Here is a 22,797-nt window from a genome sequence, read left to right as displayed (position 1 = left end):
CGGCCTTTTTTTGTAGCGTCGAGCACGCTCGACTCCCGCGGAAACACGCCCATGGCAGACCCCCTCCCTCCCCGCTTCCACAGCTATCGCCCGGCCGATGGCCATCGCCTGCCACACGATCCGTTCAACGCCATCATCGGCCCGCGCCCCATCGGCTGGATCTCCAGTCGTGATGCCGACAGCAATGTGAACCTGGCGCCCTACAGCTTCTTCAACGCGTTCAACTACACGCCGCCGATCATTGGTTTCAGCAGCCAGGGCCGCAAGGACTCGCTGCGCAACATCGAAGCCACCGGCGAGTTCGTCTGGAACCTCGCCACATTCGATCTGGCCCAGGCAATGAACGAAAGCTGCCGCGCAGTCGCGCCCGACGTGGACGAGTTCGTATTGGCCGGGCTGACGGCACTGGCCTCGGAGTTGGTTGCACCGCCGCGCGTTGCGCAGAGCCCGGTGAGCATGGAGTGCCGCTGCACGCAGATCGTGCGTCTGCGTGATGCGGCCGGTAACGACACCAATGGCTGGCTGGTACTGGGAGAAGTGGTCGCCGTGCATATCGATACGCGGTTGCTCGTCGACGGCATCTACGACACCGCAGCGAGCGACACCATCCTGCGCGGTGGCGGACCGGCCGACTACTTCCGGATCACCGCCGATCAACGCTTCCGCATGCTGCGACCCACCTGACCCCTCATCCCGCCGCCCCACGGGACAGCAGGATCGGCAGCGACGAGGCCAGCATGGCCACGCCGGAAGCGGTCAGCAGGCCGAGGACGATCTGCCGGAAACGCGCCTCACTGATACCGATATACAGCTTCGCCCCCAGCAGCGTGGGTACCAGCATCGCCGGCGCGACAATGGCGAAGTACGGCAGCATCTGCCGGGTGACCATGCCGGTACCGACATAGGTGGCCATGGTCACCGCCAGCATCGCCAGGTTGAAGTTCTGGATGACCGCGCGCTGCTCGTCCTTGCCGACGCCGCGCAGCGTGCTCCACAGGGTCGGCACCGGCCCGGCGAAGCCACCGATGCCACTGAGCACACCACCGGCCATGCCGGCCAGCGCGTCGCCGAACCGGCCGCCAACGGTGACCGGTGGCAACGAACGCGCCATCAGCATCACCGGGCACCACAGCGCCAGGAAACCTCCCAGCAGCGCCTTGAACCAGGCCATGTCCAGCTGCGGCAGCACCAGCACGCCAAGCGGAATGCCCGCCAGCCCACCGAGCACGAACGGCAGCAGCAGGCGCAGGTTGAAGCCACGGCGCACCGTGAGCACCGCCAGCAACTGGCCAACCAGCGCGCCGAACACCGACAGCGTCGCCGCAAGCCGGGGATCCAGCCCCCACGCCCAGAACGACATCGCGACCATGCCGAACGCGAATCCCGACAGCCCCTGTACGAACCCCGCGACGATCGCGCCCAGCGCGACCAGCAGATACACCGGCTCCATCCCCACTCCTCACCACTGCCGTGCGACTTACCCTGCCGCACCAGACGCTGCAGCGTAATGCGTGGCGAGATGATCGACCAGCGCGCGCACCTTCGGCGCCAGCGCACGCGCATGGGGATACAGCGCGAAATAGCAGCGCGTGCCACCGTGCCAGCTGGGCAGCACGCGGATCAAGCGGCCGGCGCGAAGATCTTCCTGCACCGTAAGCGCGGTGAACAGACTGATGCCCATGCCGGCCAGCACGGCCGCATACAGCGCCGGCGTGGCATCCACACGCAATCGTTGACCTGCTTCCACGCTGGCGATGGCAGCGCGCGGCCCGTGCAGCTGCCACGGCGTCATCGCCGCAACAGGGTTGAACCCCAACAAGGTGTGGTTCTGCAGGTCGGCCACCTGTCGAGGCAGTCCCTGCCGGGCGAGGTACGCCGGTGCCGCAACCAGGATGCGCGGGCATCGCGCCAGTTCACGGGCGACCAGCTGACTGTCAGGCAGGGACGGTGCGATGCGCAGGGCGAGGTCGAAGCCACCGCCGACCACATCGACGAGCTGATCGTCGGCCGACAGTTCCAGCGCCACCTGGCGATAGCGCGCCAGGAAGCCAGGCAGCCAATGCGGCAGCTCCTGGCTGGCGACCACCTGCGGCACGCTGACCCGCACGCGCCCGCTGGGCTGGGCCTGGCCGGCCCGCGCACGGTCATCGGCGGCCTCCAGCCGGTCAAGCAGCGCCACCGCCTCGCGGTAGTAGTCGCGTCCGGCCTCGGTCAACGACAGCCGCCGGCTGTTGCGATCCAGCAGCCGCACCTGCAGGTGCTCTTCAAGTTGACGCAGCTGCCGCGACATCGCCGAATGGGTGGTACCCAGCCGCTCGGCGGCGGCAGTGAAACTGCCGGCGTCGACGATCGCGCGCAGGGCTCGCAGGGCGGCGAAATGGTCCATCGGCAGCGCGCTCCAGTCGGCGGGGCCCGCAGGCTGCGGACCCCGCCAGCTTATCAAGTGCCGTTGCCTGCCTTGCGCACCGGCAGGGCCAGAATCGCCGAGGTGGTCATCACATCGCCAAAGGCATCCTCGATCTGCGCCAGCGACGCCTCATGCAATGCGCGATGGCCGATGGTCCCGCCATTGGCCAGATCCAGATCACGGCTGGCAGAGGCATCGGAAGCCACGATCACCCGGTAGCCGCGCGGCGCCGCCGCAGCATCGCGTGCAGCACCGGCAACGCAGGCATGGGTCTGCAGCCCGGTGACGATGAGGGTGTCGATACCGGCATCCTTCAGCACCTTGTCCAGTGCCGCTGCCGAGGCACCGGCGAACACGCTGACGTTGTCCTTCTGCACCACGGTCTCGCCCTTGCGCGGTTGCATGTCACGGTGGAATGCCGCGTTGACACTGCCTTCTGCAAACAGCGGCGCGCCTGCCGGCAGTACGTGCTGCACATGGATCACGCGGATGCCGTTGGCATCAGCGAAGTCGACCACGCGACGCGTCTGCCGCAGGGCCGCTACACCATCGGGAATGACCATGCGACCACCGGCGAAACCGGGCGCGGCGCTGGCGTCGAAGTACTCGTTCTGGAAGTCGATCACCAGCACGGCCGTCTTCGCTGCGTCGAGCGAGGTGGCAGCCGCAGCGCCGGCCATATGGCGGATGGTGGGGTGGACCGGCTCGGCGGCGACAACCGGGGCGGTGGCAGCCATGCCGATCAGGCCGGCCAGGCCGAAAGCAGTGAGGTTCATGGTCAAGCTCCTGTGCGGTGGAAAGTGGGCACAGGATGAGGAGCATTGAATGCACGAACCAGCCGCCGTTGAGCACACAATCTGTGCGGTTTTCGCACAGATCATTTTCCTTGCAGATGATGCCGCCATCCACGCATGGCGTGGATCTACTGGCCGGTGAAACGCAGCGGGGCGCCCGAAGGCGCCCCGCTGTGGATCCAATCGGAGTCGAGCCGCCGCTTACAGGCGGCTGGCGATCGCCTTGGCGAAGCCCATCGTGTTGCCGGTGCCGCCGAGGTCGCCGGTCAGCGAATCCTTGGCTTCCATCGTGGCGACGATGGCCTTGCGCAGGCGCTCGGCGTTTTCCGGCTGGCCGACGTGGTCCAGCATCTGTGCCGCTGCCAGCAGCAGGGCGCACGGATTGGCCTTGCCCTGGCCGGCGATGTCCGGCGCGGTGCCGTGCACGGCTTCGAAGATCGCCGCGTCCTTGCCGATGTTGGCGCCCGGGGCCAGGCCCAGGCCACCGACCAGACCGGCGCACAGGTCGGAAATGATGTCACCGAACAGGTTGGTGGTGACGATCACATCGAACTGTTCCGGACGCATCACCAGCTGCATGCAGCAGTTGTCGACGATCATTTCCTGGAACTCGATGTCCGGGTACTGCGCGGCGACTTCGCGCGCCACGGCCAGGAACAGGCCCGAGGTCGACTTGATGATGTTGGCCTTGTGCACGGCGGTGACCTTCTTGCGGCCGGTGCTCTTGGCCAGCTCGAAGGCGTAACGCACGATGCGCTCGGAGCCCTTGCGGGTGATGCGGGTGCCGGAGAAAGCGGTCTCGCCGTCGGCCGACACTTCCTGGCCTTCGGCCAGGTACGCACCTTCGGTGTTCTCACGAACGGTGATCAGGTCGACGTTGTCGAAACGCGACTTGGTGTTCGGGAAGGTGTGGGCCGGACGCACGTTGGCGTACAGGTCGAAGTGGCGGCGCAGGCTGACGTTGATCGAGGTGAAGCCGCCACCAACCGGGGTGGTCAGCGGGCTCTTCAGCGCGACCTTGTTGCGCGCGATCGATTCCAGGGTCACCGCCGGCATCAGATCGCCGTGCTTCTCCAGGGCCACCAGGCCGGCGTCGGCGTCTTCGTACTCCAGGCCAGTGTTGAGCTGGTCGAGCACGAACAGGGTGGCGTCCATGATTTCCGGGCCAATGCCGTCGCCGCGGATGACCGTAATTTTCTGCGTCATTGATCGATGTTCCGAACAGGGGGAAAAACGCCGTCCGGACGTGCCCGGAAACGCCGGCGCAAAGGAAGTTTCACCCGCAATTATGCCTGAGCCGGGGCCGAGGTCCCAAATAGACCATGGTCCCAGTCCCCGGCTCAGGCAGAATTGCCCGCGCATTCCTCCTAATCCCCGCGCCTTCGGCGCGCCCCCTTAACAACAAGGGGGCTCCTGCGCTGCGGGATCGCGGGGAGGCCCGGCGCATGCGTGGTAGTGCCGGCCGCTGGCCGGCAACCTCTGCCGATTTGGGTCCACCAGATGCCGGCCAGCGGCCGGCACTACCAGAGGGCCCGGTTCGCGGTAGCGGCCGGGCTCAGTGCTCGTGCGCTGCCGGGGCGGCGGCGCCACCTTCCAGCTGGTCGAGGAAGTCCACCGCGCGGCGCAGGTGCGGGATCACGATCGAGCCGCCGACCACCAGGCCTACCGAGAAGGTCTCGAAGAACTCCTCACGGGTGACGCCGGCGTCCTTGCACTGGGCCACGTGGTAGCTGATGCAGTCGTCGCAGCGCAGCACCATCGAGGCCACCAGGCCCAGCAGCTCCTTGGTCTTCACGTCAAGCGCGCCGGCCTGGTAGGTCTGCGTATCCAGCGCGAAGAAGCGGCGCACCACCTGGTTCGGCTCGCCCAGGATGCGTTCATTCATGCGCTTGCGGAAGTCGGTGAACTCGGCGATCCGGTCCTTGCTGCCGTCGTCGGCCGCGCTCATGCCTGGCCCTGCCCGGCCAGCAGCGGCTCGAGCTTGCCTTCACGATGCAGGGCCATCATGTCGTCGTAGCCGCCAACGTGGACGTCGCCCACGAAGATCTGCGGGACGCTGGTGCGGCGGGTCTTGGCCATCATCTTCTCGCGCTCGACCGGGTCCAGGTCGATGCGGACCTCGGTCCATTGCTGGCCCTTGCTCTTGAGGAAGTTCTTGGCGGCCACGCAGTACGGGCAGACGGCGGTGGAATAGATGGTGATGGCGGGGGTAGCGCCGGCGGACTGGGCTGTCACGGGAAACTCCACGATGGATCGACGGTCCATATATGGTACCGGTGCGCTGGAATTTCCACGCCACGCCCGCAACACTGTGGATTGATTAACGAATGGTTGCCCCCTGCCCTGCCACGCTGGGCCGACCCTGCCCGAGGACCGACCGCTTGCGACCCCTGCTGCTCACCGCTGCCCTGACCCTGGCCCTGGCCGCCCCGCTGGCGCAGGCCCAGGAGAAGCTGCCGGACATCGGCTCCTCGGCGGGCGAACTGCTGACCCCGGCCCGGCAGGCCGAGTACGGCGCGATGATGCTGCGCGAACTGCGCAACTATGGCTACCTGCTGGACGATCCCCTGGTCAACGACTGGCTGCAGACCATGGGCACCCGCCTCGGATCCAACAGTGACCAGCCACGCCAGCCCTACACGTTCTTCGTGATGAAAGACCGCCAGATCAATGCCTTCGCCACCCTCGGCGGCTATATCGGCGTCAATGCCGGCCTGGTGCTGACGGCCGAGCGCGAGGACGAGGTGGCGGCGGTGCTGTCGCACGAAATCGCCCACGTCACCCAGCAGCACGTGCTGCGCGGGGTCGAGCGCGCCCAGCGCGACCAGATCCCGATCCTGCTGGGGATGCTGGCGGCGGTGGTTGCCGCCCAGGCCAGCAACAGTTCGTCCTCGGGCAACGCGACCATGGCCGCGATCAGCTCGGGCATGGGCCTGATGCAGCAACGGCAGATCGACTACACCCGCTCCAACGAATCGGAGGCCGACCGGCTGGGCATCCGCACGCTGTCGCGCAGCGGCTACGACGTGGATGCGATGGCCGGCTTCTTCGAACGCATGTCCTCGGCGATGCGCGGCAACGATGGCGGCTACAGCGTTCCCGACTTCCTGCGCACCCACCCGGTCAACACCACCCGCATCAGCGAGGCCAAGGCCCGCGCCGAACAGATGAAGAAGGACACGGTGCTGCTGACCACGCGCACGCCCAGCGGCGAGCGCAAGGAACGAGTGGATCCCGCCGACCCGACCCTGGGCGATCCGCTGCTGCGCGGCATCAACCCGCTGCTGCCCGGCAGCGTGCTGCGGGTTCCGATCGGCCAGCTCAGCCGCGGCGCCAGTGGCGATTTCAACTGGGCCCGTGAGCGCCTGCGCGTGCTCAGCGCCGACAGCCCGGCCGACCTGCAACGCGAGTACACCGATCTTGCGCGCAGGCAGAAGGACGGTCTGGATGACGCCCAGCGCTATGGCCAGGCGCTGGCCACGATGCGCGGTGGCCGCAGCGGTGCCAGCCAGGCCCGACAGACCCTCACTGACCTGCTGAAGACCCACCCGGACAGCCTGTGGGTCGCCCTGGCCCTGGCCGAAGCGGAGTCGCGCACCGGCCAATCCACCCAGGCCAATGCGCGCTTCGAGCAGCTGCTGCACGAACACCCCAACAGCCGGCCGGTGGCCCTGACCTACGCCGAGATCCTGAACGAGCAGGGAGGCCAGGCCGCGGGCCAGCGCGCGCAGGCGATGCTGCGCCCCCTGCTGTCGCAAAGCGGTAACGATCCGGTCTTCCAGCAGCGCTACGCCCGCGCCAGTGAACTGGCCGGCGACAGTGTCCGCGCCAGCGAGGCCTATGCCGAGGCGGCGTTCCTGGGCGGGCGCCCGGAACAGGCCCTGATGCAGCTGCAGGCACTCAAGCGCAACCCCGCGCTGGACTATGTCGGTCGGGCCCGGGTGGATGCGCGGATCGAGTCGATCACGCCTACCGTGCTCGAGCTGCGCCGGCAGGGCGTGCAGGACCCGGATCTGGACCGCCGCTGAGTGCGGCATGACCGGCAGATGGCAGCAATGCCAGATGCCGGCCAGGCAGTCACAAACATGTCATCAAACCGTAGTCTACTGGCACCACTCCAGTAACTGAGCCCTACGGTGCCCTCGTGCAGAAACGCATCCTGATCGTCGATGACGAGCCCGCGATCCGCGAAATGGTCGCCTTCGCCCTTCGCAAGGGCGATTACGAACCTGTCCACGCCGGTGACGCCCGCGAGGCCCAGACCGCCATCGCCGACCGCGTCCCCGACCTGATCCTGCTCGACTGGATGCTGCCCGGCACCAGTGGCCTGGACCTGGCCCGGCGCTGGCGGAAGGAAACCCTCACCCGCGAAGTGCCGATCATCATGCTGACCGCGCGCGGCGAAGAGAACGACCGCGTCGGCGGCCTCGAAGCCGGTGTCGACGACTACGTGGTCAAGCCGTTCTCGGCGCGCGAACTGCTGGCGCGTATCCGCGCGGTCATGCGCCGCGCCCGCGACGATGACGAGGACGGCAGCGTGGCGGTGGGCGCGATCCGCATCGACGGTGCCGCCCATCGCGTGTTCGCCAACGACCAGCCGGTGCCGATCGGCCCGACCGAGTACCGCCTGCTGCACTTCTTCATGACCCACCCCGAGCGCGTGTATACCCGCGCGCAGTTGCTGGACCACGTGTGGGGCGGCAGCGTGTATGTGGAAGAACGCACCATCGACGTGCATATCCGCCGCCTGCGCAAGACGCTGGAACCGTTCAACGCCGAGAACATGGTGCAGACCGTGCGCGGCGCCGGTTACCGCTTCTCCACCGCAACCTGAGCCTCGTCGTGCCGGCGCCGTGCACCCCACGGTGCCGGCGTCGGCAACTCTGCTATAACTTCCGGTTCACCTGCGTGAACCGCCGCAACCCACGACGAGACCGCAATGCCCCGCCACATCCGCTCTGCCTGGTTGAAGACACTGGCCACCGTGGCCACCGTGTTGCTGTTGGCCGGTCTGGTCGGTTGGTTCACTGGCCACCTGTGGCTGTGCATCGCGCTGGCGGCACTGGCGACGCTGGTCTGGCACTACTGGCGGCTGCGCCGCGTGCTGCGCCGGCTGACCGCGCGCCAGCGCTGGGACACCGCCGCCGAAGGCACCGGCGTCTGGAACGAGCTGGACCGCCTGCTGTACCGCAACCAGGTCGAGATGCGCGTACGCAAGCGGCGACTGCTGGACATGCTGCGCAGCTATCGCGCTGCAGCGGCCGCGCTGCCCGACGCCGTGGTGGTGCTGGACCGCAACAGCCAGCGCGTGCAGTGGTTCAACGAAGCGGCCACGGCCCTGCTCGGCCTGCATCATCCGGGCGACTTGGGTGAGGCCTTGGTCGAACGCCTGCAGCCGATGCCGCTGGCCCACTGGCTGGCCGGTGGCCGCAATGCCGAACCGATCCTGGACGTGCCCTCGCCGGTCGATCCTGCGATCCGCCTGAACCTGCGCCTGATTCCCTATTCGTCCGACTACTGGCTGTTGATCGCCCGTGACGTCAGCAAGCTGCTGCGCCTGGAACAGGTACGCCGCGACTTCGTGGCCAACGTTTCACATGAGCTGCGCACCCCGCTCACCGTGGTCCACGGCTACCTGGACATGATGGACCCGGAGGACTTCCCGGGAACCGGACCGATGCTGGAGGAAATGCGCAAGCAGAGCCAGCGCATGGCCCAGCTGGTGGAGGACCTGCTGACCCTGTCGCGGCTGGAATCGCAGGAACACAGCGAGGCCGAGACGGTGGCCATGCAGCCCATGCTGGCCACCCTGCGCCGCGAAGCCGAAGCGCACAGCCAGGGCCGGCACCAGATCAGCATCGACGACCTGGCCGGCGTGGACCTGCAGGGCTCGACCAAGGAACTGCACAGCGCGTTCTCCAACCTGGTCACCAACGCGGTGCGCTACACCCCGGCCGGTGGCCGCATCGCGGTGGAGTTCCGCCGCGAGGGCGACGGCGTGGTGCTGGCGGTACGCGATACCGGCTACGGCATTCCGGCCACCCACCTGCCGCGCCTGACCGAACGCTTCTACCGCGTCTCCAGCAGCCGCTCGCGCGAAAGCGGCGGCACCGGCCTGGGCCTGTCGATCGTCAAGCACATTCTCGGTCTGCACCACGCACGCCTTGAAATCGACAGCGAGGTCGGCAAGGGCTCGGTGTTCGCCTGCCATTTCGATGCCGACCACGTGCGACCGCGTGAGTCCGCCCCCCTGACCTCCTTCGAAGAATGACGCCATGAGCAGCCTCGGATCCCTCCCCCTCCCCGTGAGCACGGACAGCGATCCGTTGCGCGACCCGGCGCTGTACATCAACCGCGAACTGTCGCAGCTGGATTTCAACTTCCGCGTGCTGGCGCAGGCGATGGATCCGCAGGTGCCGCTGCTGGAGCGCCTGCGCTTCATGTGCATCTCCTGCACCAACCTGGATGAATTCTTCGAGATCCGCGCCGCTGCGGTCCGTCATGCACAGGAGTTCGGCCTGCCGCCGGCGCCGGACGGCATGAGCCCGCAGGCCATTCTCAATGCCATCCACGAGCGCGCCGCCGAGCTGGTGGACCAGCAGTACCGCTGCTGGAACCAGACGCTGCGCCCGGCGCTGATGGAGGCCGGCATCGGCGTGCTCGGCCGCAACTCCTGGACCCATCGCCAGAAGCGCTGGCTGCGTGCCTATTTCCGCAACGAGATCATGCCGGTGCTGTCGCCGCTGGGCCTGGATCCGGTGCATCCGTTCCCGAAGATCCTCAACAAGTCGCTGAACATCGTGGTGGTGCTGAAGGGCACCGATGCGTTCGGCCGCAGCGGCCACCTGGCCATCGTGCGCGCACCGCGTTCGCTGCCGCGGATCATCCAGTTGCCGGAAAAACTCGGAGGCCCGCAGAATTTCGTGTTCCTGTCCTCGGTGCTGTCCACCTTCGTGGATGAGCTGTTCCCGGGGCTGGAAGTGCTGGGCGCCTATCAGTTCCGTGTCACCCGCAACTCCGAGCTGGTGGTGGATGAAGAGGAAGTGGAAAACCTGGCGCTGGCCCTGCGCGATGAGCTGGTGGACCGCGGCTACCGGCCTGCAGTGCGGCTGGAGATCGCCCACGACATGCCGCGCGACATCGTACGTACCCTGCTGCAGAACTTCGGCCTGACCGAGAACGCGGTGTACCGCATCGACGGACCGGTCAACCTCAACCGCATCATCCAGCTGTACGACCTGATCGCCCAGCCGGACCTGAAGTATCCGCCGATGACCCCGCGCACCCTGCGCGACAGCGACGGCATCTTCGAGACCGTGGCCCGCCAGGACCTGCTGCTGCACCACCCCTTCGACGCGTTCGCGGCGGTGCTCGACCTGATCCGCCAGGCCGCGCTCGATCCGAACGTGCTGGCGATCAAGCAGACCCTGTACCGCACCGGCAAGGACTCATTGATCGTCGATGCACTGATCCAGGCAGCACGCGCCGGCAAGGACGTGACCGTGGTGGTCGAGCTGCGCGCGCGCTTCGATGAAGAGGCCAACCTGGGCCTGGCCGATCGGCTGCAGGAAGCCGGCGTGCAGGTGGTGTACGGCGTGGTCGGCTACAAGACCCACGCCAAGATGCTGCTGATCGTGCGCCGCGAAGGCCGCAAGCTGCGCCGCTACGTGCACCTGGGCACCGGCAACTACCACAGCGGTACCGCGCGCGCGTACACCGACCTGAGCCTGATCACCGCCGATGCGGACATCGGCAACGACGTGCACCTGCTGTTCCAGCAGCTGTCCGGGCTGGCGTCGAAGATGAAGCTCAAGCGCCTGCTGCAGTCGCCCTTCACCCTGCACACCGGGATCCTGGCGAGGATCGAGCGCGAGACGCGCATCGCCGCCGCCGGGCGACCGGCGCGGATCATCGCCAAGATGAACGCCCTCAACGAAGCGCAGGTGATCCGTGCGCTGTACGCCGCCTCGCAGGCGGGTGTGCAGATCGACCTGATCATCCGTGGCGCCTGCACGCTGCGCCCGGGCGTACCGGGCGTGTCGGACAACATCCGCGTGCGCTCGATCGTCGGCCGTTTCCTGGAACACAGCCGGGTCTACTGGTTCGGCAACGACGGCGCACCGGAGCTGTACTGCGCCAGCGCCGACTGGCTGGAACGCAACCTGCTGCGCCGGGTGGAAACCTGCTTCCCGATCCTCGACCCGGCGCTGGCCAAGCGGGTGTACCGCGAAGTGCTGCAGAACTACCTGGACGACAACCTCAACGCCTGGGAGCTGGATGCCGAAGGCATCTACCACAAGCGCGCACCGGCCCACGACGAAGCCCCGCATTCGGCGCAGATGGCATTGATGCAGGGCCTCTGACCCGGTAGGTGGCCAGGTAGGTGCCAACCTTGGTTGGCACGTCTGGATTCATCCACGCATGGCGTGGATCTACCGTGTCGACCAAGGTCGACACCTACCAACAGCCGCGTGAACCTGTCGAAGGTCGACATATGCAGGCCCTTTGATCCGGTAGATGCCAACCTCGGTTGGCACGTTTGGATTCATCCACGCATGGCGTGGATCTACCGTGTCGACCAAGGTCGACATCCACCAACAGCCGCGTGAACCTGTCAAAGGTCGACATATGCAGGCCCTTTGATCCGATAGATGCCAACCTCGGTTGGCACGTTTGGATTCATCCACGCATGGCGTGGATCCACCGTGTTGACCAAGGTCGACACCCACCATGCGCAGGCCATGCCATTCCGACAGATCGCGAAAAACTGTCAAAGGCGGGGTGGGTCCGGTTGCGGGGGTGTCCGCGGCATGGATGCTGCGGTCAAGCCCCCATGGGTGAGGGCGCTTTGCTTGCGAAGCACTGCTTCGCAAGCGCCCGAACGCACAGCCGCCAGCGGCTGGGCCGGACCGCGGAGCGGGGTTTACGGCGTCCCCCGCAACCGGACCCACCCCGCCATCCCACAGGAAGCCAGCTGTTGCCGTTGCTGTTGCTGTTACGTTGAGGTTGCCGGCCTGCGGCCGGCACTACCGCTTCAGCGGGTGCAGGGCGCAGCCCTGCCGCACTCCCCCTCCAAAATGTGAAGGCCGCGCGGTGACGAGTTCACCGCCCCTTCGGCTAACATTCGCCCATGCCGCATACCACCACGACTCCGCCCGCATTGCAGGATGGCGACCTGCTGGCCGCCATCGACCTTGGCTCCAATAGTTTCCACATGGTCATCGCGCGTTACACGCTTGGCCAGCTGCGGGTGATCGACCGCCTGCGCGAAACCGTGCGCATGGCCGACGGCCTGGACGGCAAGGGCGGACTCTCCGCAGCAGCGCGACAGCGCGCGCTGGAGTGCCTGGCCCGCTTCGGCCAGCGCATCCGCAACGTCCCGCCGCATCGCGTGCGTGCACTGGCCACCAACACCGTGCGCCAGCTGCGCTCGCCGCAGGCGTTCCTGATGCCGGCCGAAACCGCGCTCGGGCACGCCATCGAAGTGGTCAGTGGCCGCGAGGAAGCGCGCCTGATCTACCTGGGCGTGGCCCATGCGCAACCGCCCAAGCCCGACCAGCATCGCCTGGTGATCGACATCGGCGGCGGCTCGACCGAGTTCATCATTGGCAAGGGCATGCAGACCCTGGAGCGCGAGAGCCTGCAGGCTGGTTGCATCGCCAGCACCCGTCGCTTCTTCCCGGGCGGCAAACTCAGCAAGAAGCGCTGGAAGGACGCACTGGCCGAGATTGGCCGGGAGTTCCAGCCTTTCGCCAGCAAATACCGCGCGCTGGGCTGGCAGGAAGCACTGGGGTCGTCTGGTACCCACAAGGCCATCAGCGAAATCTGCGCGACGATGAAGCTGAGCAAGGGTGCGATCACCGCCGAGGCGTTGCCGCAGCTCCGCGATGAGCTGTTGAAGGCCAAGAAGATCGACGACATCGTGCTGCCTGGCCTGTCCAGCGATCGCCGCCCGATCATCGCCGGCGGCATCCTGGTGCTGGAGGCCGCCTTCCAGGCGCTGGGCCTGCAGAAGCTGCTGGTCAGCAAGGCCGCGATGCGCGAGGGCATCCTCTATGACATCCTCGGCCGTGCCGGCGACAACGACCCGCGCGATGAATCGGTGGCCGCCCTCACCCATCGCTATGGCATCGATACGGTGCAGGCCGGCCGCGTGCAGGACACCGCGCTGTCGTTGCTGGAGCAGGTGCAGGAGCGCTGGAAGCTGGATGCCGATGACGCACGCATGCTCGGCTGGGCCGCACGCCTGCATGAGCTGGGGTTGATGATCGCCCACAGCGGTTACCACGTGCATGGCAGCTACGTGCTGGAAAACTCGGACATCGCCGGCTTCTCGCGGCAGGAACAGCAGATGCTGGCGACGCTGGTGCGCAATCACCGCCGCGGCATCAGCAAGACCGCCTTCGATGCCATTCCCGAACGCCTGCTGCTGACCGCACGGCGCCTGGCTGCCCTGCTGCGCCTGGCGGTCCTGCTCAACCGCGCGCATGAGGACGCACCGCTGCCGGTGCTGGAACTGACTGCCGACGACAGCCGCCTGTCGCTGATCGTGCCGCAGGACTTCATCGATGCGCGCCCGCTGCTGCGCGCCGACCTGATCGGCGAGACCGAGGGCATCGCTGGACTCGGCATCCAGTTCCGTCCGTTCGTGGTCTGAGCAGGCGACGGGACGCCGTCCGATCGCTGACCGGCGCCCGATTACATTTCGTTACAGTTCGCGCAATCGACCGCCAATTCCTGCTGCAACGCAGCAGTTGGCGGTGGCCGTGCCTGCCGCGTCTTCGCGTAAATTCCTGCTTTTGTTCATGTTTTGTGAAAACACGCGATGTGTAGCGACACAAACCGACATACGCTCTTTACATGGCATTAACCAACGAGACTACTATCGGGTCATCGGCTCGGTCCTGGACCTGTCGATTCCTTCGACGCCCACTTTGGCGTCCTTTGCACGACCCGAGAGAGAGAGCTCGTCATGACTTCACGCACCACCGCACTGGGGCAGGCCATCCGCTACGCCCTGGCAACCACTGCCACCCTGGCCGCCCTGCCGGCTTTCGCACAGAGCGGCAGCACTGCCTCGCCGACCAACCTGGACCGCATCGAGATCACCGGTTCGCGTATCCGCCAGGTCGACGTTGAAACCGCCCAGCCGGTGCTGGCGCTGAGCCGGATGGACATCGAGCGCCAGGGCTTCAGCTCGGTCTCGGACATCCTGCAGAACGTCACCGCGATGGGCACCCCGACCATCAGCCGCGCCAACGTGCTGACCGCCGGTGAGAATGCCGGTGGCACCTACGTGGACATGCGCGGCCTGGGCACCCAGCGCACGCTGGTACTGATCAACGGCAAGCGCCTGGGCATCAGCACCTCCGGCTACCAGGACCTGTCGGTCCTGCCGGTGTCGGCGATCGAGCGCGTGGAGATCCTGAAGGACGGCGCCTCGGCCATCTATGGTTCCGACGCCATGGCCGGCGTGGTCAACATCATCACCCGCAGCAATGTCAGCGGCGTGACCGCCAATGTCTACCACGGCCAGTTCAGCGAGGGGGACGGTGCCCGCGACCGCGTCGACGTGGTTGCCGGCTGGTCCAATGACCGCTTCTCGGCCACCCTGGCACTGGAGCACTCCGAGGAAAAGGCCGTCTGGGCACGTGACCGCGGCTTCAGCCGTTACAGCAACACCGACCGTCACCCGACCGAAGGTTGGACCACGACCAGCCAGTGGGGCCAGTTCACCGGCCTGCGTGGTCCCGGCTGTACGGTCGCGGCCGGCTGCGGCTACTCGCTCAACCGTGGCGCCGACCCGACCAAGCCCGGCAACTACCACCTGACCGATCCGGCCGCGTTCACCGGCGACACCAGCAACACCAACGAGCAGATGCACCTGAGCTATCCGATCAAGCGCGACTCGGTGTTCTTCTCCGGCCAGGCCAACATCACCGACAACGTCCGCTTCAAGACCGAGCTGGGCTACAACAAGCGCTCCTCGACCCGCGTCACCGCTGGTTACCCGCTGGCTTCCAACACGCTGGGCGCGACGGGTGCCGCAGGCAACATGTCCATCGACAGCTACTTCAACCCGTTCGGCAACAAGAACGGCTATGCGACGCCGACGTCGGTGGCGTGGAACCGCCGCACCTGGGAAATGCCGCGCGAAAGCACCAGCGAGCTGAAGACCTACCGCGCCGTCGCCGCTTTCGAAGGTACCTTCGATCTGGGCGAGCGCTACTTCGACTGGGAAGTGGGCTATCAGTACAGCAAGAACGAGCTGACCCAGCACACCACCGGCAACCTGCACAAGCAGCGTGTCATCGATGCAGTGGGCCCGTCCTACTTCAACAACGCCACCGGCAAGGTCGAGTGCGGCAGCGCTGCGGCTCCGAAGGCCAACTGCATGGTGTGGAACCCGCTGGTTCCCTACGGCGTGCAGAACCCGTATGGCCTGGACGGCAACCAGGCGCTGCAGGACTGGCTGTTCCCCGCCGAGAACGCCACGGGTGAAACCACGACCAAGAACTGGTTCGCCAACCTGAGTGGCAGCCTGCTCACCCTGCCGGCAGGCGACCTGGGCTTCGCATTCGGCCTGGAAAACCGCGAAGAGAACGGCAAGTTCATCCCTGATGCCTTGGCCCAGACCGGCGCGACCACCAACCTGGCCGCTGGCCCGACCGGCGGCTCGTACAAGGTGAAGGAAGCCTACCTGGAGTTGAACGTGCCGGTGCTGGCCGACCTGCCCGGCGCGCGTGAGCTGAGCTTCAACGCAGCTACCCGCTACTCCGACTACAACACCTTCGGCGACACCCTCAACAGCAAGTTCGGCTTCAAGTGGAAGCCGATCGACCAGCTGCTTGTGCGTGGCACCTGGGCGGAGGGCTTCCGCTCGCCGACCATCAACGATCTGTACGGCGGCGGCTCGCAGACCTTCCCGACCTTCAGCGATCCCTGCGACAGCGTGTACGGCTCGGCCCGTTCCAACAGCGCTGTGCGTGCACGCTGCGCCCAGGACATTGCCAACATCGATGCGTACCGCCAGCTGGACAGCACCAACAGGCCGACCAGCGGTTCGAGCGCGGCCAGCCCGGTGGCGTTCACCTCAGGCTCCAACCCGGATCTGCTGCCGGAAACCTCGACCAGCCGCACGCTGGGCGTGGTGTGGAGCCCCACCTTCATCAGCAACTTCAACGTGTCGCTGGACTGGTGGAAGATCCGCATCGACAACACCATCGTGTCCGACAGCTCGAACCAGATCCTGATCGACTGCTACGAGCAGAACATCGAGTCGCGTTGCGCGCGCTTCTCGCGTGATCCGGTCACCGGCATCGTCACCGGCCTGAAGTTCGGCAACCGCAATGCGGGCTTCGCCGAGACCGAAGGCTACGACATGGACGTCAGCTACCGTCTGGATACCGACTACGGCAAGCTGAGCACCTCGTGGTCGACCACCTACGTCAGCTCGAACATCTACCGTTCGTCCAATGACGTTGCCACCGTGCCGACCACCACCAACGGCATCGCGGTCAATACTGGCATCGGCTTCCGCGTCCGTTCCAACGCCACCATCGGTTGGGACTTCGAGAACTTCGGTGTGAGCTGGACCGCCCGCTACTACTCCGGTGTCAAGGAGCAGTGCCTGAGCCTGCCGAACCATCCGGACGAGTGCTCCGATCCGGGCGTGTACGCGCCTTGGTACAAGGGCGCCCGCAACTACAACGAACGTGGTTCGGTGACCTTCAACGACGTGCAGGTGCGCTACAAGCTGCCGTGGAACGCCACCGTCTCGGTGGGTGCCAACAACGTGTTCAACCGTCTCGGCCCGGTGATGTACACCAAGCCGAACTCGGTGTACTCCTACTCGGGCAGCTTCGACATCGGCCGCTTCGTGTACATGCAGTACAAGCAGAGCTTCTGATCCACGCGCTGTCGCAACACCACGACCACGGCCCTTCGGGGCCGTGGTTTTTTTGTGCCACTGAACTGCGCAGGCACCGCCTTGCCCGGTCGTCATCGCGTTGTCGCAAAGCGGTCATGTCGGCTACATCGCCAGGCCCGAGCATGCGTAAAACCGGAGGCCCGCCATGCGCTATGCCATCGTCACCGAAACCTACCCGCCGGAGATCAACGGCGTCGCACTGACCGTGCAGGGCCTGGAGCAGGGATTGCGCGCCGCTGGCCACGAGGTCGACCTGATCCGTCCGCGCCAGGTCAGCGAAGCACTGGATGCGGCGCCGGGCACCCTGCTGGTACCGGGCGCGGCCTTGCCGCGCTACCCTGGCCTGCGCTTCGGCCTGCCGGCACCGATCCGGCTGGGCCGGCACTGGCGACAGCAGCGCCCCGATGCGGTCTACGTGGCGACCGAAGGTCCGCTGGGCTGGTCGGCACTACGCACCGCGCGCCGCCTCGGCATTCCGGTGGCTACCGGATTCCACACCCGCTTCGACGAATACCTGCCCGACTATGGCGTGGCGTGGCTGCAGTCGGCGGCAATGCGCTGGATGCGCCGTTTCCACAACCAGGCCGACGCGACCCTGGTGCCCACCCGCGAACTGCAGGAATTCCTGACCGACCAGGGCTTCGAGCGCGTGCGCCTGCTCGCCCGTGCGGTCGACAGCCAGCAGTTCGACCCGTCACGCCGCGACCCGGCGCTGCGCGAGGAATGGGGTATCGATGGCACGGGCCTGGCGGCGATCTACGTTGGCCGCATCGCCGCCGAAAAGAACCTCGGCCTGGCGGTGAAGGCCTTCCGCAAGCTGCAGCAGGTGCGCCCGAAAGCGCGTTTCATCTGGGTCGGCGATGGCCCGGCGCGCGAGAAACTGGCGCATGAGAATCCCGACTTCATCTTCTGCGGCATCCAGCGCGGCGATGCCCTGGCCCGACACTTCGCCAGTGGCGATCTGTTCCTGTTCCCCAGCCGCAGCGAGACCTTCGGCAACGTGACCCTGGAAAGCATGGCAAGCGGCCTGGCCACGGTTGCTTTCGACTACGGCGCGGCCCGCGAGTACCTGCGCAACGGCGAGAACGGTGCCGCAGTGGATGACGACGAGCAGTTCGTGCAGGCAGCGGTGCAACTGGCTGCCGATGATGCCCAGCGCCGCGGGTTGGGCGGCAACGCGGCACGGGCGATGAAGCGGCTGCACCCGCAGCAGGTGGTGGCGGAGTTCGAAAGCCTGCTGGCGGAACTGGCCAGCGCGCGGAGGAGCGGACATGCGCACCACGCCGCTTGAGCTGCTGGCCGGTCGCGAAGCCCGGTTGTGCCGCCGCGCCAACCACTACTGCCGACGTCGCCGCGTGCGGCGCGTCTTTTCGATCATCAGCCGGCTCGGCGATGGCGTGTTCTGGTATGTGCTGATGGGCGCGCTGGTGCTCATCGATGGCTTCGACGGCCTGCGCGCATCAGTGCACATGGCCGCCACCGGCCTGGCCGCGCTGCTGCTGTACAAGGGTCTGAAACGCTGGACCCGGCGGCCACGGCCGTACGCGGCCGACCTGCGTATCCGTGCCTGGGTGGCGCCGCTGGATGAGTTCAGTTTCCCGTCCGGCCATACCCTGCACGCGGTGTCGTTCACCATCGTCGCGCTGGCCTACTATCCTTGGCTGGCGCCGCTGCTGGTGCCGTTCACCTTCGGCGTGGGCCTGTCGCGCGTAGTGCTGGGCCTGCACTACCCAAGCGACGTTCTGGCTGCCACCGGCATCGCTGCACTGCTGGCCTCGGCCAGCCTGGCCTGGCTGCCGTTGCCGGTGTGATGCCCTAGAATGTCCGCATGACCACGCTGTTCATCTCCGATCTGCATCTGGACCCCAGCCGTCCGGCCATCACCGACCTGTTCCTGCGCTTCCTGCGCGAGGAAGCGCCTGGCGCCGATGCGCTGTACATCCTCGGCGATCTGTTCGAAGCCTGGATCGGCGATGACACCCCCTCGGCCGCAGCCGACGCGGTGGCCGATGCGCTGAAGGTACTGTCCGACAGCGGCGTGCCGGTCTTCTTCATCCGCGGCAACCGTGACTTCCTGCTGGGCGAAGACTATGCCCGCCGCGCCGGCCTGCGCATCCTGCCGGACCCGTGCATGATCGAGCTGTACGGCCGCCCGGTGCTGCTGCAGCACGGTGACCTGCTGTGCACCGATGACATCCCCTACCAGCAGTTCCGTGCCCAGACGCGCGACCCGGTCTTCCAGGCGCAGTTCCTGTCGCAGCCGCTGGAAGCGCGTATCGCCTTCGCGCAGAAGGCGCGTGATGCCAGCCAGGCGCGCCAGTCGGAAATGAAGCAGGGCGACCGTGCGCAGTTCGAGACAGTCACCGACGTGGCCCCGGCCGAAGTGGAAGCCACTTACGTGCGCCATGGCGTGGACACGATGATCCATGGCCACACCCATCGCCCGGCGATCCACACCCTGCAGGCCGGCGGACGCAGCTGCACCCGCATCGTGCTGGGCGACTGGTACGAACAGGGTTCGGTGCTGCGCGTGGATGCCAACGGCTGGACCCTGGATACGCTCAGCCGCGCATGATGGATCGCAGGATGCCAACCAAGGTTGGCATCTACCAGAGCAGGTGCACGCGCCCTGGTAGACGCCGACCCTGGTCGGCGCCTGGACTCAGCGGAAGGCCGCGATGGTGGCCTTGGTATTGACCAGCACGCGCTGGTTGTCGGCACTGCTGGCGATGCCCATCGGCACGCCGTTGTAGCTGATGTTCGGATTGGACCAGTAGTTCAGCCGCGGGCAGCCGGCCGAGCAGTCATAGGCCATGATCGTGCGCCAGCGCGATCCGCTGGCCGGCTCATAACGATAGCCATGGCCATAGGCATACGGCGACGTGCTCGGATCACTGGCGATGTCGTGCCGTGCGCTCTGCAGGTGGCCGATTTCATGGGCGAACGAGTAGTAGCCGGTGGCGCAATCCCAGTACACCGCAGCAAACGCGGTCGATGCGGTGGAACCGATGCCCGACGCCAGTCCGCAGTAACTGGTGTTGTTGATCAGCAGTACGCCGACGTCGGCGGCGGTGTTGTTGCGGCTGGTGTGGATGCTGTCCATGTAGCCGTCGCTGGTGCCACGGAAGCGCGACAGGTCGGTGGTGAAATTGCCGGACTCGGTGTAGTTGGTGGTTTCATAACCGGCCAGCTGCAGGGTGAGGCCTACGTTGCTGTTGGTGTAACCCTGGTTGGATTCGGCAACCGCCAACTGCACCAACGACTGCATGTTGCCACCGTAGGCGGTCACTGCAGCGTTGGTTGCCACCACCAGCACGCGGATGGTCGCCGGGCTGCCTGAGGAGGCCTGCGCAGTGCCGAGGCGATCATTGGCAGGCATGGCGATCTTCGGCAACTGGTTGTAGTCGGCCGGATGATCGGCCGGCATCCGCGATTCATCCACCTCGACCAGCACGTGGCGATTGCCCAGCGGACGCAGACGATAGAGTTTGCCGTCCTTGCGGATCGAGCCGGTGAGGGTATTGCCCGAGCGCACCAGGATCAGCGAATTGCCCGGATCGTCCTGGCCATTGGACGTGGCCGCCTGCAGGCGATCGGACGGCGCGCGCAACTGGCCGTACCAGATGCTGCCACCATCGGGCAGCGCCTCGACCTTGCTGCGAACGGCCTGCACCTTCTGCCCGAGCAGCTCGAATTCCAGCTGCGTCTGCGCGGTGGCGGCAGCATCGACACGCACTTCCTGTACGGCGGCGGTGGACGGGGTGGCCAGCAATCGCCCCAGTGCCGGCTCGCTGGTGGCCGATGCACGGCTGAGCACGGTGACCGGCTCGAACAGCGGCGCCGCATGGGCGGCCGCCGCTACCGACAATCCCAACAACAGACCACCTGTCGCTTTACCTATCGATCTGGACATCATCTTGTCGCTCCTTGAAGTGAAGTGGACAGCGTTGATGCAGCACGACCCGGGGTGCCGGGTCCGGCAATCAGGCCTGCGCAGGGCGTGTGAATTCAATAGACGAGAGGAATGGAAATCGCGATCTGTGATCGACCGCATCTGCGTTCAGTCAGGTCAAAAGCGTCAGTACACTTCGCCAACACACGGCTTTCGCGCTACCGTGACGTGGCCACGACAGGGGATGCACATGGCGCCAGCGCAGCACAGCGGTGACACGACGGCTGATCCGGGCCTGCTGCGGATCGGCCTGTTCTTCGATGGCACCCGCAACAACGCCCACAACCTGGCGCAGGGCCACCGGCAGGTGCCGCGACCGCGCCCCGCCCTGCTCCGCGCCGATGATGATTCGACCTACCAGAGCCGGTTGACCAGCAGCTACGACAACGGCGCCACCAACATCGCGCGCCTGCATCAGTTGTATCCGGACAGCCGGCGCACGCCCGGCAGTACACCTTCGCTGGCGATCTACGTGGAAGGCGTCGGCACCCGCGATGATGCCGAGGACGACCTGATCGGCCTGGCCTTCGGTATCGGCGCCAGTGGCGTGCAGGCGAAGGTGCAGCGTGCGTTGCAGGTGCTGCTGCCGGCGGCACTGACGGCTCTTGCGTCGCAGTGGCGCGCCCCCCTGCACAGCGTGCAGCTGGATCTGTTCGGCTACTCGCGCGGCGCGGCCTCCGCGCGTGATGTGGCCAACCATCTGCGCGGATGGGACGGCGCGCGCTGGCGGCAGCTGCTGCAGCAGGCGGGGCTTTCATGCAGCGCCGATTTCGCCCTGCCGCGGCCGATCTTGCGCTTCATCGGCCTGTTCGACACGGTGGTCGCCGTCAATGGCGGCCGCGCCGACGAACACCCCCGCATCGCCCTGCCCGCAGGCATCGCCGAGGCCGTGCTGCAGCTCAGTGCGCGCGACGAGCATCGCCAGCACTATGCGCTGACCACGGTGGCACCAGCCCATCCCGAAATCGCACTACCCGGCGTGCACGCCAACATCGGTGGTGGCTACGACCAGGTGGAAGAAGGGCCCAAGCTGCTCAGCCGGCCGCGGCGGCAGCAACTGCGCCGGCCTGGCGTGGAGGACTACCAGACACCACCCCTGACACTGCTGCAGGCGACCACCGCGTACGCTGAAGCACAGGCCGACGCCGAACGCTGGCGGCAGCAGCTGGGGTTGAACCCGAAGGAAGTGTGGGTCGATGTCTGGCACCAGTGGCAGCAGCAGCGACGCGCGGGCAGCCGCAGCGTACTGATGTCGCCGGTGCTGTACGTCACCGCTGCGGTGGTGCTGCACCGGCGCATCGATTGGCGCTACCAGCTGGTTGCGCTGCAGGTGATGCAGCAGCACGCCATCGCTGCCGGCGTGACCTGGACTACCGACGCGGCCAAGGTGGCGGGTTGGGAACTGCCCAGCGCGCTGCAGCCGATCGCGCGCCGCCTGATTGCCGGCCAGCCGTTGACCCCGACGCAGGAAGCGTTGCTGCGCCGCCGTTACCTGATGCAGTCCGCACACTGGAATTTCGATGCGCTGGGCGATACCGCCCTGACCTACACCGCCGACGCCGGTGTCAGCGAGCTGCCGTATCGCCCTGGGCCGGGGCTGTTCTACATCAACCGGCCGACGGTGGATGGCAGACGCGTGGTGTTGCCGAACGGGTGAACGGGTGAACGGGTGAACGTCATCCACGCATGGCGTGGATCTACTGCAAGCGCGTAT

18 protein-coding genes are annotated in these 22,797 nt (G+C 66.6%); 11 read left to right on the top strand and 7 right to left on the bottom strand.

The features are described from left to right. Positions 1 to 51: 51 nt before the first annotated feature. Positions 52 to 684 carry a flavin reductase family protein gene (locus J2X70_RS13145; protein WP_309910685.1) on the top strand — a complete coding sequence of 211 codons (633 nt, stop codon included), beginning with the start codon at positions 52 to 54 and terminating at the stop codon, positions 682 to 684. A gap of 4 nt (positions 685 to 688) precedes the next feature. Here the strand turns inward: J2X70_RS13145 and J2X70_RS13140 are convergent, their stop codons facing one another. From J2X70_RS13140 to grxC, 6 genes are all read right to left on the bottom strand, one after another. Further along, on the bottom strand, positions 689 to 1,450 hold the full coding sequence (locus J2X70_RS13140) for a sulfite exporter TauE/SafE family protein (RefSeq protein WP_309910683.1): 762 nt from the start codon (positions 1,448 to 1,450) through the stop codon (positions 689 to 691). 27 nt (positions 1,451 to 1,477) lie between these two features. Further along, positions 1,478 to 2,386 carry a LysR family transcriptional regulator gene (locus J2X70_RS13135; RefSeq protein WP_309910681.1) on the bottom strand — a complete coding sequence of 303 codons (909 nt, stop codon included), beginning with the start codon at positions 2,384 to 2,386 and terminating at the stop codon, positions 1,478 to 1,480. Positions 2,387 to 2,439: 53 nt separating this feature from the next. Next, positions 2,440 to 3,183, bottom strand: a complete 744-nt coding sequence (locus tag J2X70_RS13130) for a cysteine hydrolase (RefSeq protein ID WP_088101161.1) — start codon at positions 3,181 to 3,183, stop codon at positions 2,440 to 2,442. A 219-nt stretch (positions 3,184 to 3,402) separates the two neighbouring features. Beyond that, positions 3,403 to 4,407 (bottom strand): isocitrate dehydrogenase, encoded by a 1,005-nt coding sequence (locus J2X70_RS13125; RefSeq protein WP_025878127.1) that lies wholly within the window; start codon positions 4,405 to 4,407, stop codon positions 3,403 to 3,405. Positions 4,408 to 4,756: 349 nt separating this feature from the next. Beyond that, on the bottom strand, positions 4,757 to 5,149 hold the full coding sequence (locus J2X70_RS13120; RefSeq protein WP_005408260.1) for a carboxymuconolactone decarboxylase family protein: 393 nt from the start codon (positions 5,147 to 5,149) through the stop codon (positions 4,757 to 4,759). Next, positions 5,146 to 5,436, bottom strand: coding sequence for a glutaredoxin 3 (gene grxC / locus J2X70_RS13115; protein WP_025878124.1), 291 nt, complete (start codon positions 5,434 to 5,436; stop codon positions 5,146 to 5,148). The genes J2X70_RS13120 and grxC overlap by 4 nt, the downstream gene beginning before the upstream one ends. A 92-nt stretch (positions 5,437 to 5,528) precedes the next feature. Between grxC and J2X70_RS13110 the strand changes: the two genes are divergently transcribed. The 9 genes from J2X70_RS13110 to lpxH all read left to right on the top strand — a co-directional run bounded on the left by J2X70_RS13110 (position 5,529) and on the right by lpxH (position 19,706). Next, positions 5,529 to 7,229: a M48 family metalloprotease gene (locus tag J2X70_RS13110; RefSeq protein ID WP_181950205.1), complete on the top strand. Its 1,701-nt coding sequence runs from the start codon at positions 5,529 to 5,531 to the stop codon at positions 7,227 to 7,229. Between the two features lie 116 nt (positions 7,230 to 7,345). Then, entirely contained in the window at positions 7,346 to 8,035 is a 690-nt protein-coding gene (gene phoB, locus J2X70_RS13105; protein ID WP_025878121.1) for a phosphate regulon transcriptional regulator PhoB, read from the top strand. Positions 8,036 to 8,140: 105 nt separating this feature from the next. After that, positions 8,141 to 9,472, top strand: coding sequence for a phosphate regulon sensor histidine kinase PhoR (gene phoR, locus J2X70_RS13100; protein ID WP_025878120.1), 1,332 nt, complete (start codon positions 8,141 to 8,143; stop codon positions 9,470 to 9,472). Between the two features lie 4 nt (positions 9,473 to 9,476). Further along, the gene (ppk1, locus tag J2X70_RS13095) at positions 9,477 to 11,564 is read left to right on the top strand and encodes a polyphosphate kinase 1 (protein ID WP_025878118.1); all 2,088 of its coding nucleotides are present in this window, start codon (positions 9,477 to 9,479) and stop codon (positions 11,562 to 11,564) included. Between the two features lie 767 nt (positions 11,565 to 12,331). Beyond that, positions 12,332 to 13,858, top strand: coding sequence for an exopolyphosphatase (gene ppx / locus J2X70_RS13090; protein ID WP_025878116.1), 1,527 nt, complete (start codon positions 12,332 to 12,334; stop codon positions 13,856 to 13,858). A 315-nt stretch (positions 13,859 to 14,173) separates the two neighbouring features. Next, entirely contained in the window at positions 14,174 to 17,110 is a 2,937-nt protein-coding gene (locus J2X70_RS13085) for a TonB-dependent receptor (protein WP_025878114.1), read from the top strand. Positions 17,111 to 17,276: 166 nt separating this feature from the next. Beyond that, a complete protein-coding gene (locus J2X70_RS13080; protein WP_032977401.1) occupies positions 17,277 to 18,422 on the top strand; it encodes a glycosyltransferase family 1 protein in 1,146 nt (381 codons plus the stop codon). Then, positions 18,403 to 18,942 (top strand): phosphatase PAP2 family protein, encoded by a 540-nt coding sequence (locus tag J2X70_RS13075; RefSeq protein ID WP_025878111.1) that lies wholly within the window; start codon positions 18,403 to 18,405, stop codon positions 18,940 to 18,942. Before J2X70_RS13080 ends, J2X70_RS13075 begins: the two co-directional genes overlap by 20 nt. A gap of 17 nt (positions 18,943 to 18,959) precedes the next feature. Beyond that, a complete protein-coding gene (lpxH, locus tag J2X70_RS13070; RefSeq protein WP_025878109.1) occupies positions 18,960 to 19,706 on the top strand; it encodes a UDP-2,3-diacylglucosamine diphosphatase in 747 nt (248 codons plus the stop codon). A gap of 87 nt (positions 19,707 to 19,793) precedes the next feature. On the opposite strand, the gene J2X70_RS13065 is transcribed toward lpxH, so the two are convergent. Then, positions 19,794 to 21,047, bottom strand: a complete 1,254-nt coding sequence (locus J2X70_RS13065; RefSeq protein ID WP_309910674.1) for a zinc-dependent metalloprotease — start codon at positions 21,045 to 21,047, stop codon at positions 19,794 to 19,796. Positions 21,048 to 21,273: 226 nt separating this feature from the next. Here J2X70_RS13065 and J2X70_RS13060 point away from each other — a divergent pair, with 226 nt between their 5' ends. Continuing rightward, complete coding sequence (locus tag J2X70_RS13060) at positions 21,274 to 22,740, top strand: DUF2235 domain-containing protein (RefSeq protein ID WP_309910672.1); 1,467 nt, start codon at positions 21,274 to 21,276, stop codon at positions 22,738 to 22,740. The last annotated feature ends 57 nt before the right edge of the window (positions 22,741 to 22,797 follow it).

Source organism: Stenotrophomonas sp. 1337, from assembly GCF_031455455.1.
Taxonomy (GTDB): domain Bacteria; phylum Pseudomonadota; class Gammaproteobacteria; order Xanthomonadales; family Xanthomonadaceae; genus Stenotrophomonas; species Stenotrophomonas indicatrix.
Note: the sequence above shows the minus strand (reverse complement) of the source record. Positions and strands in the feature narration are given on the sequence as shown.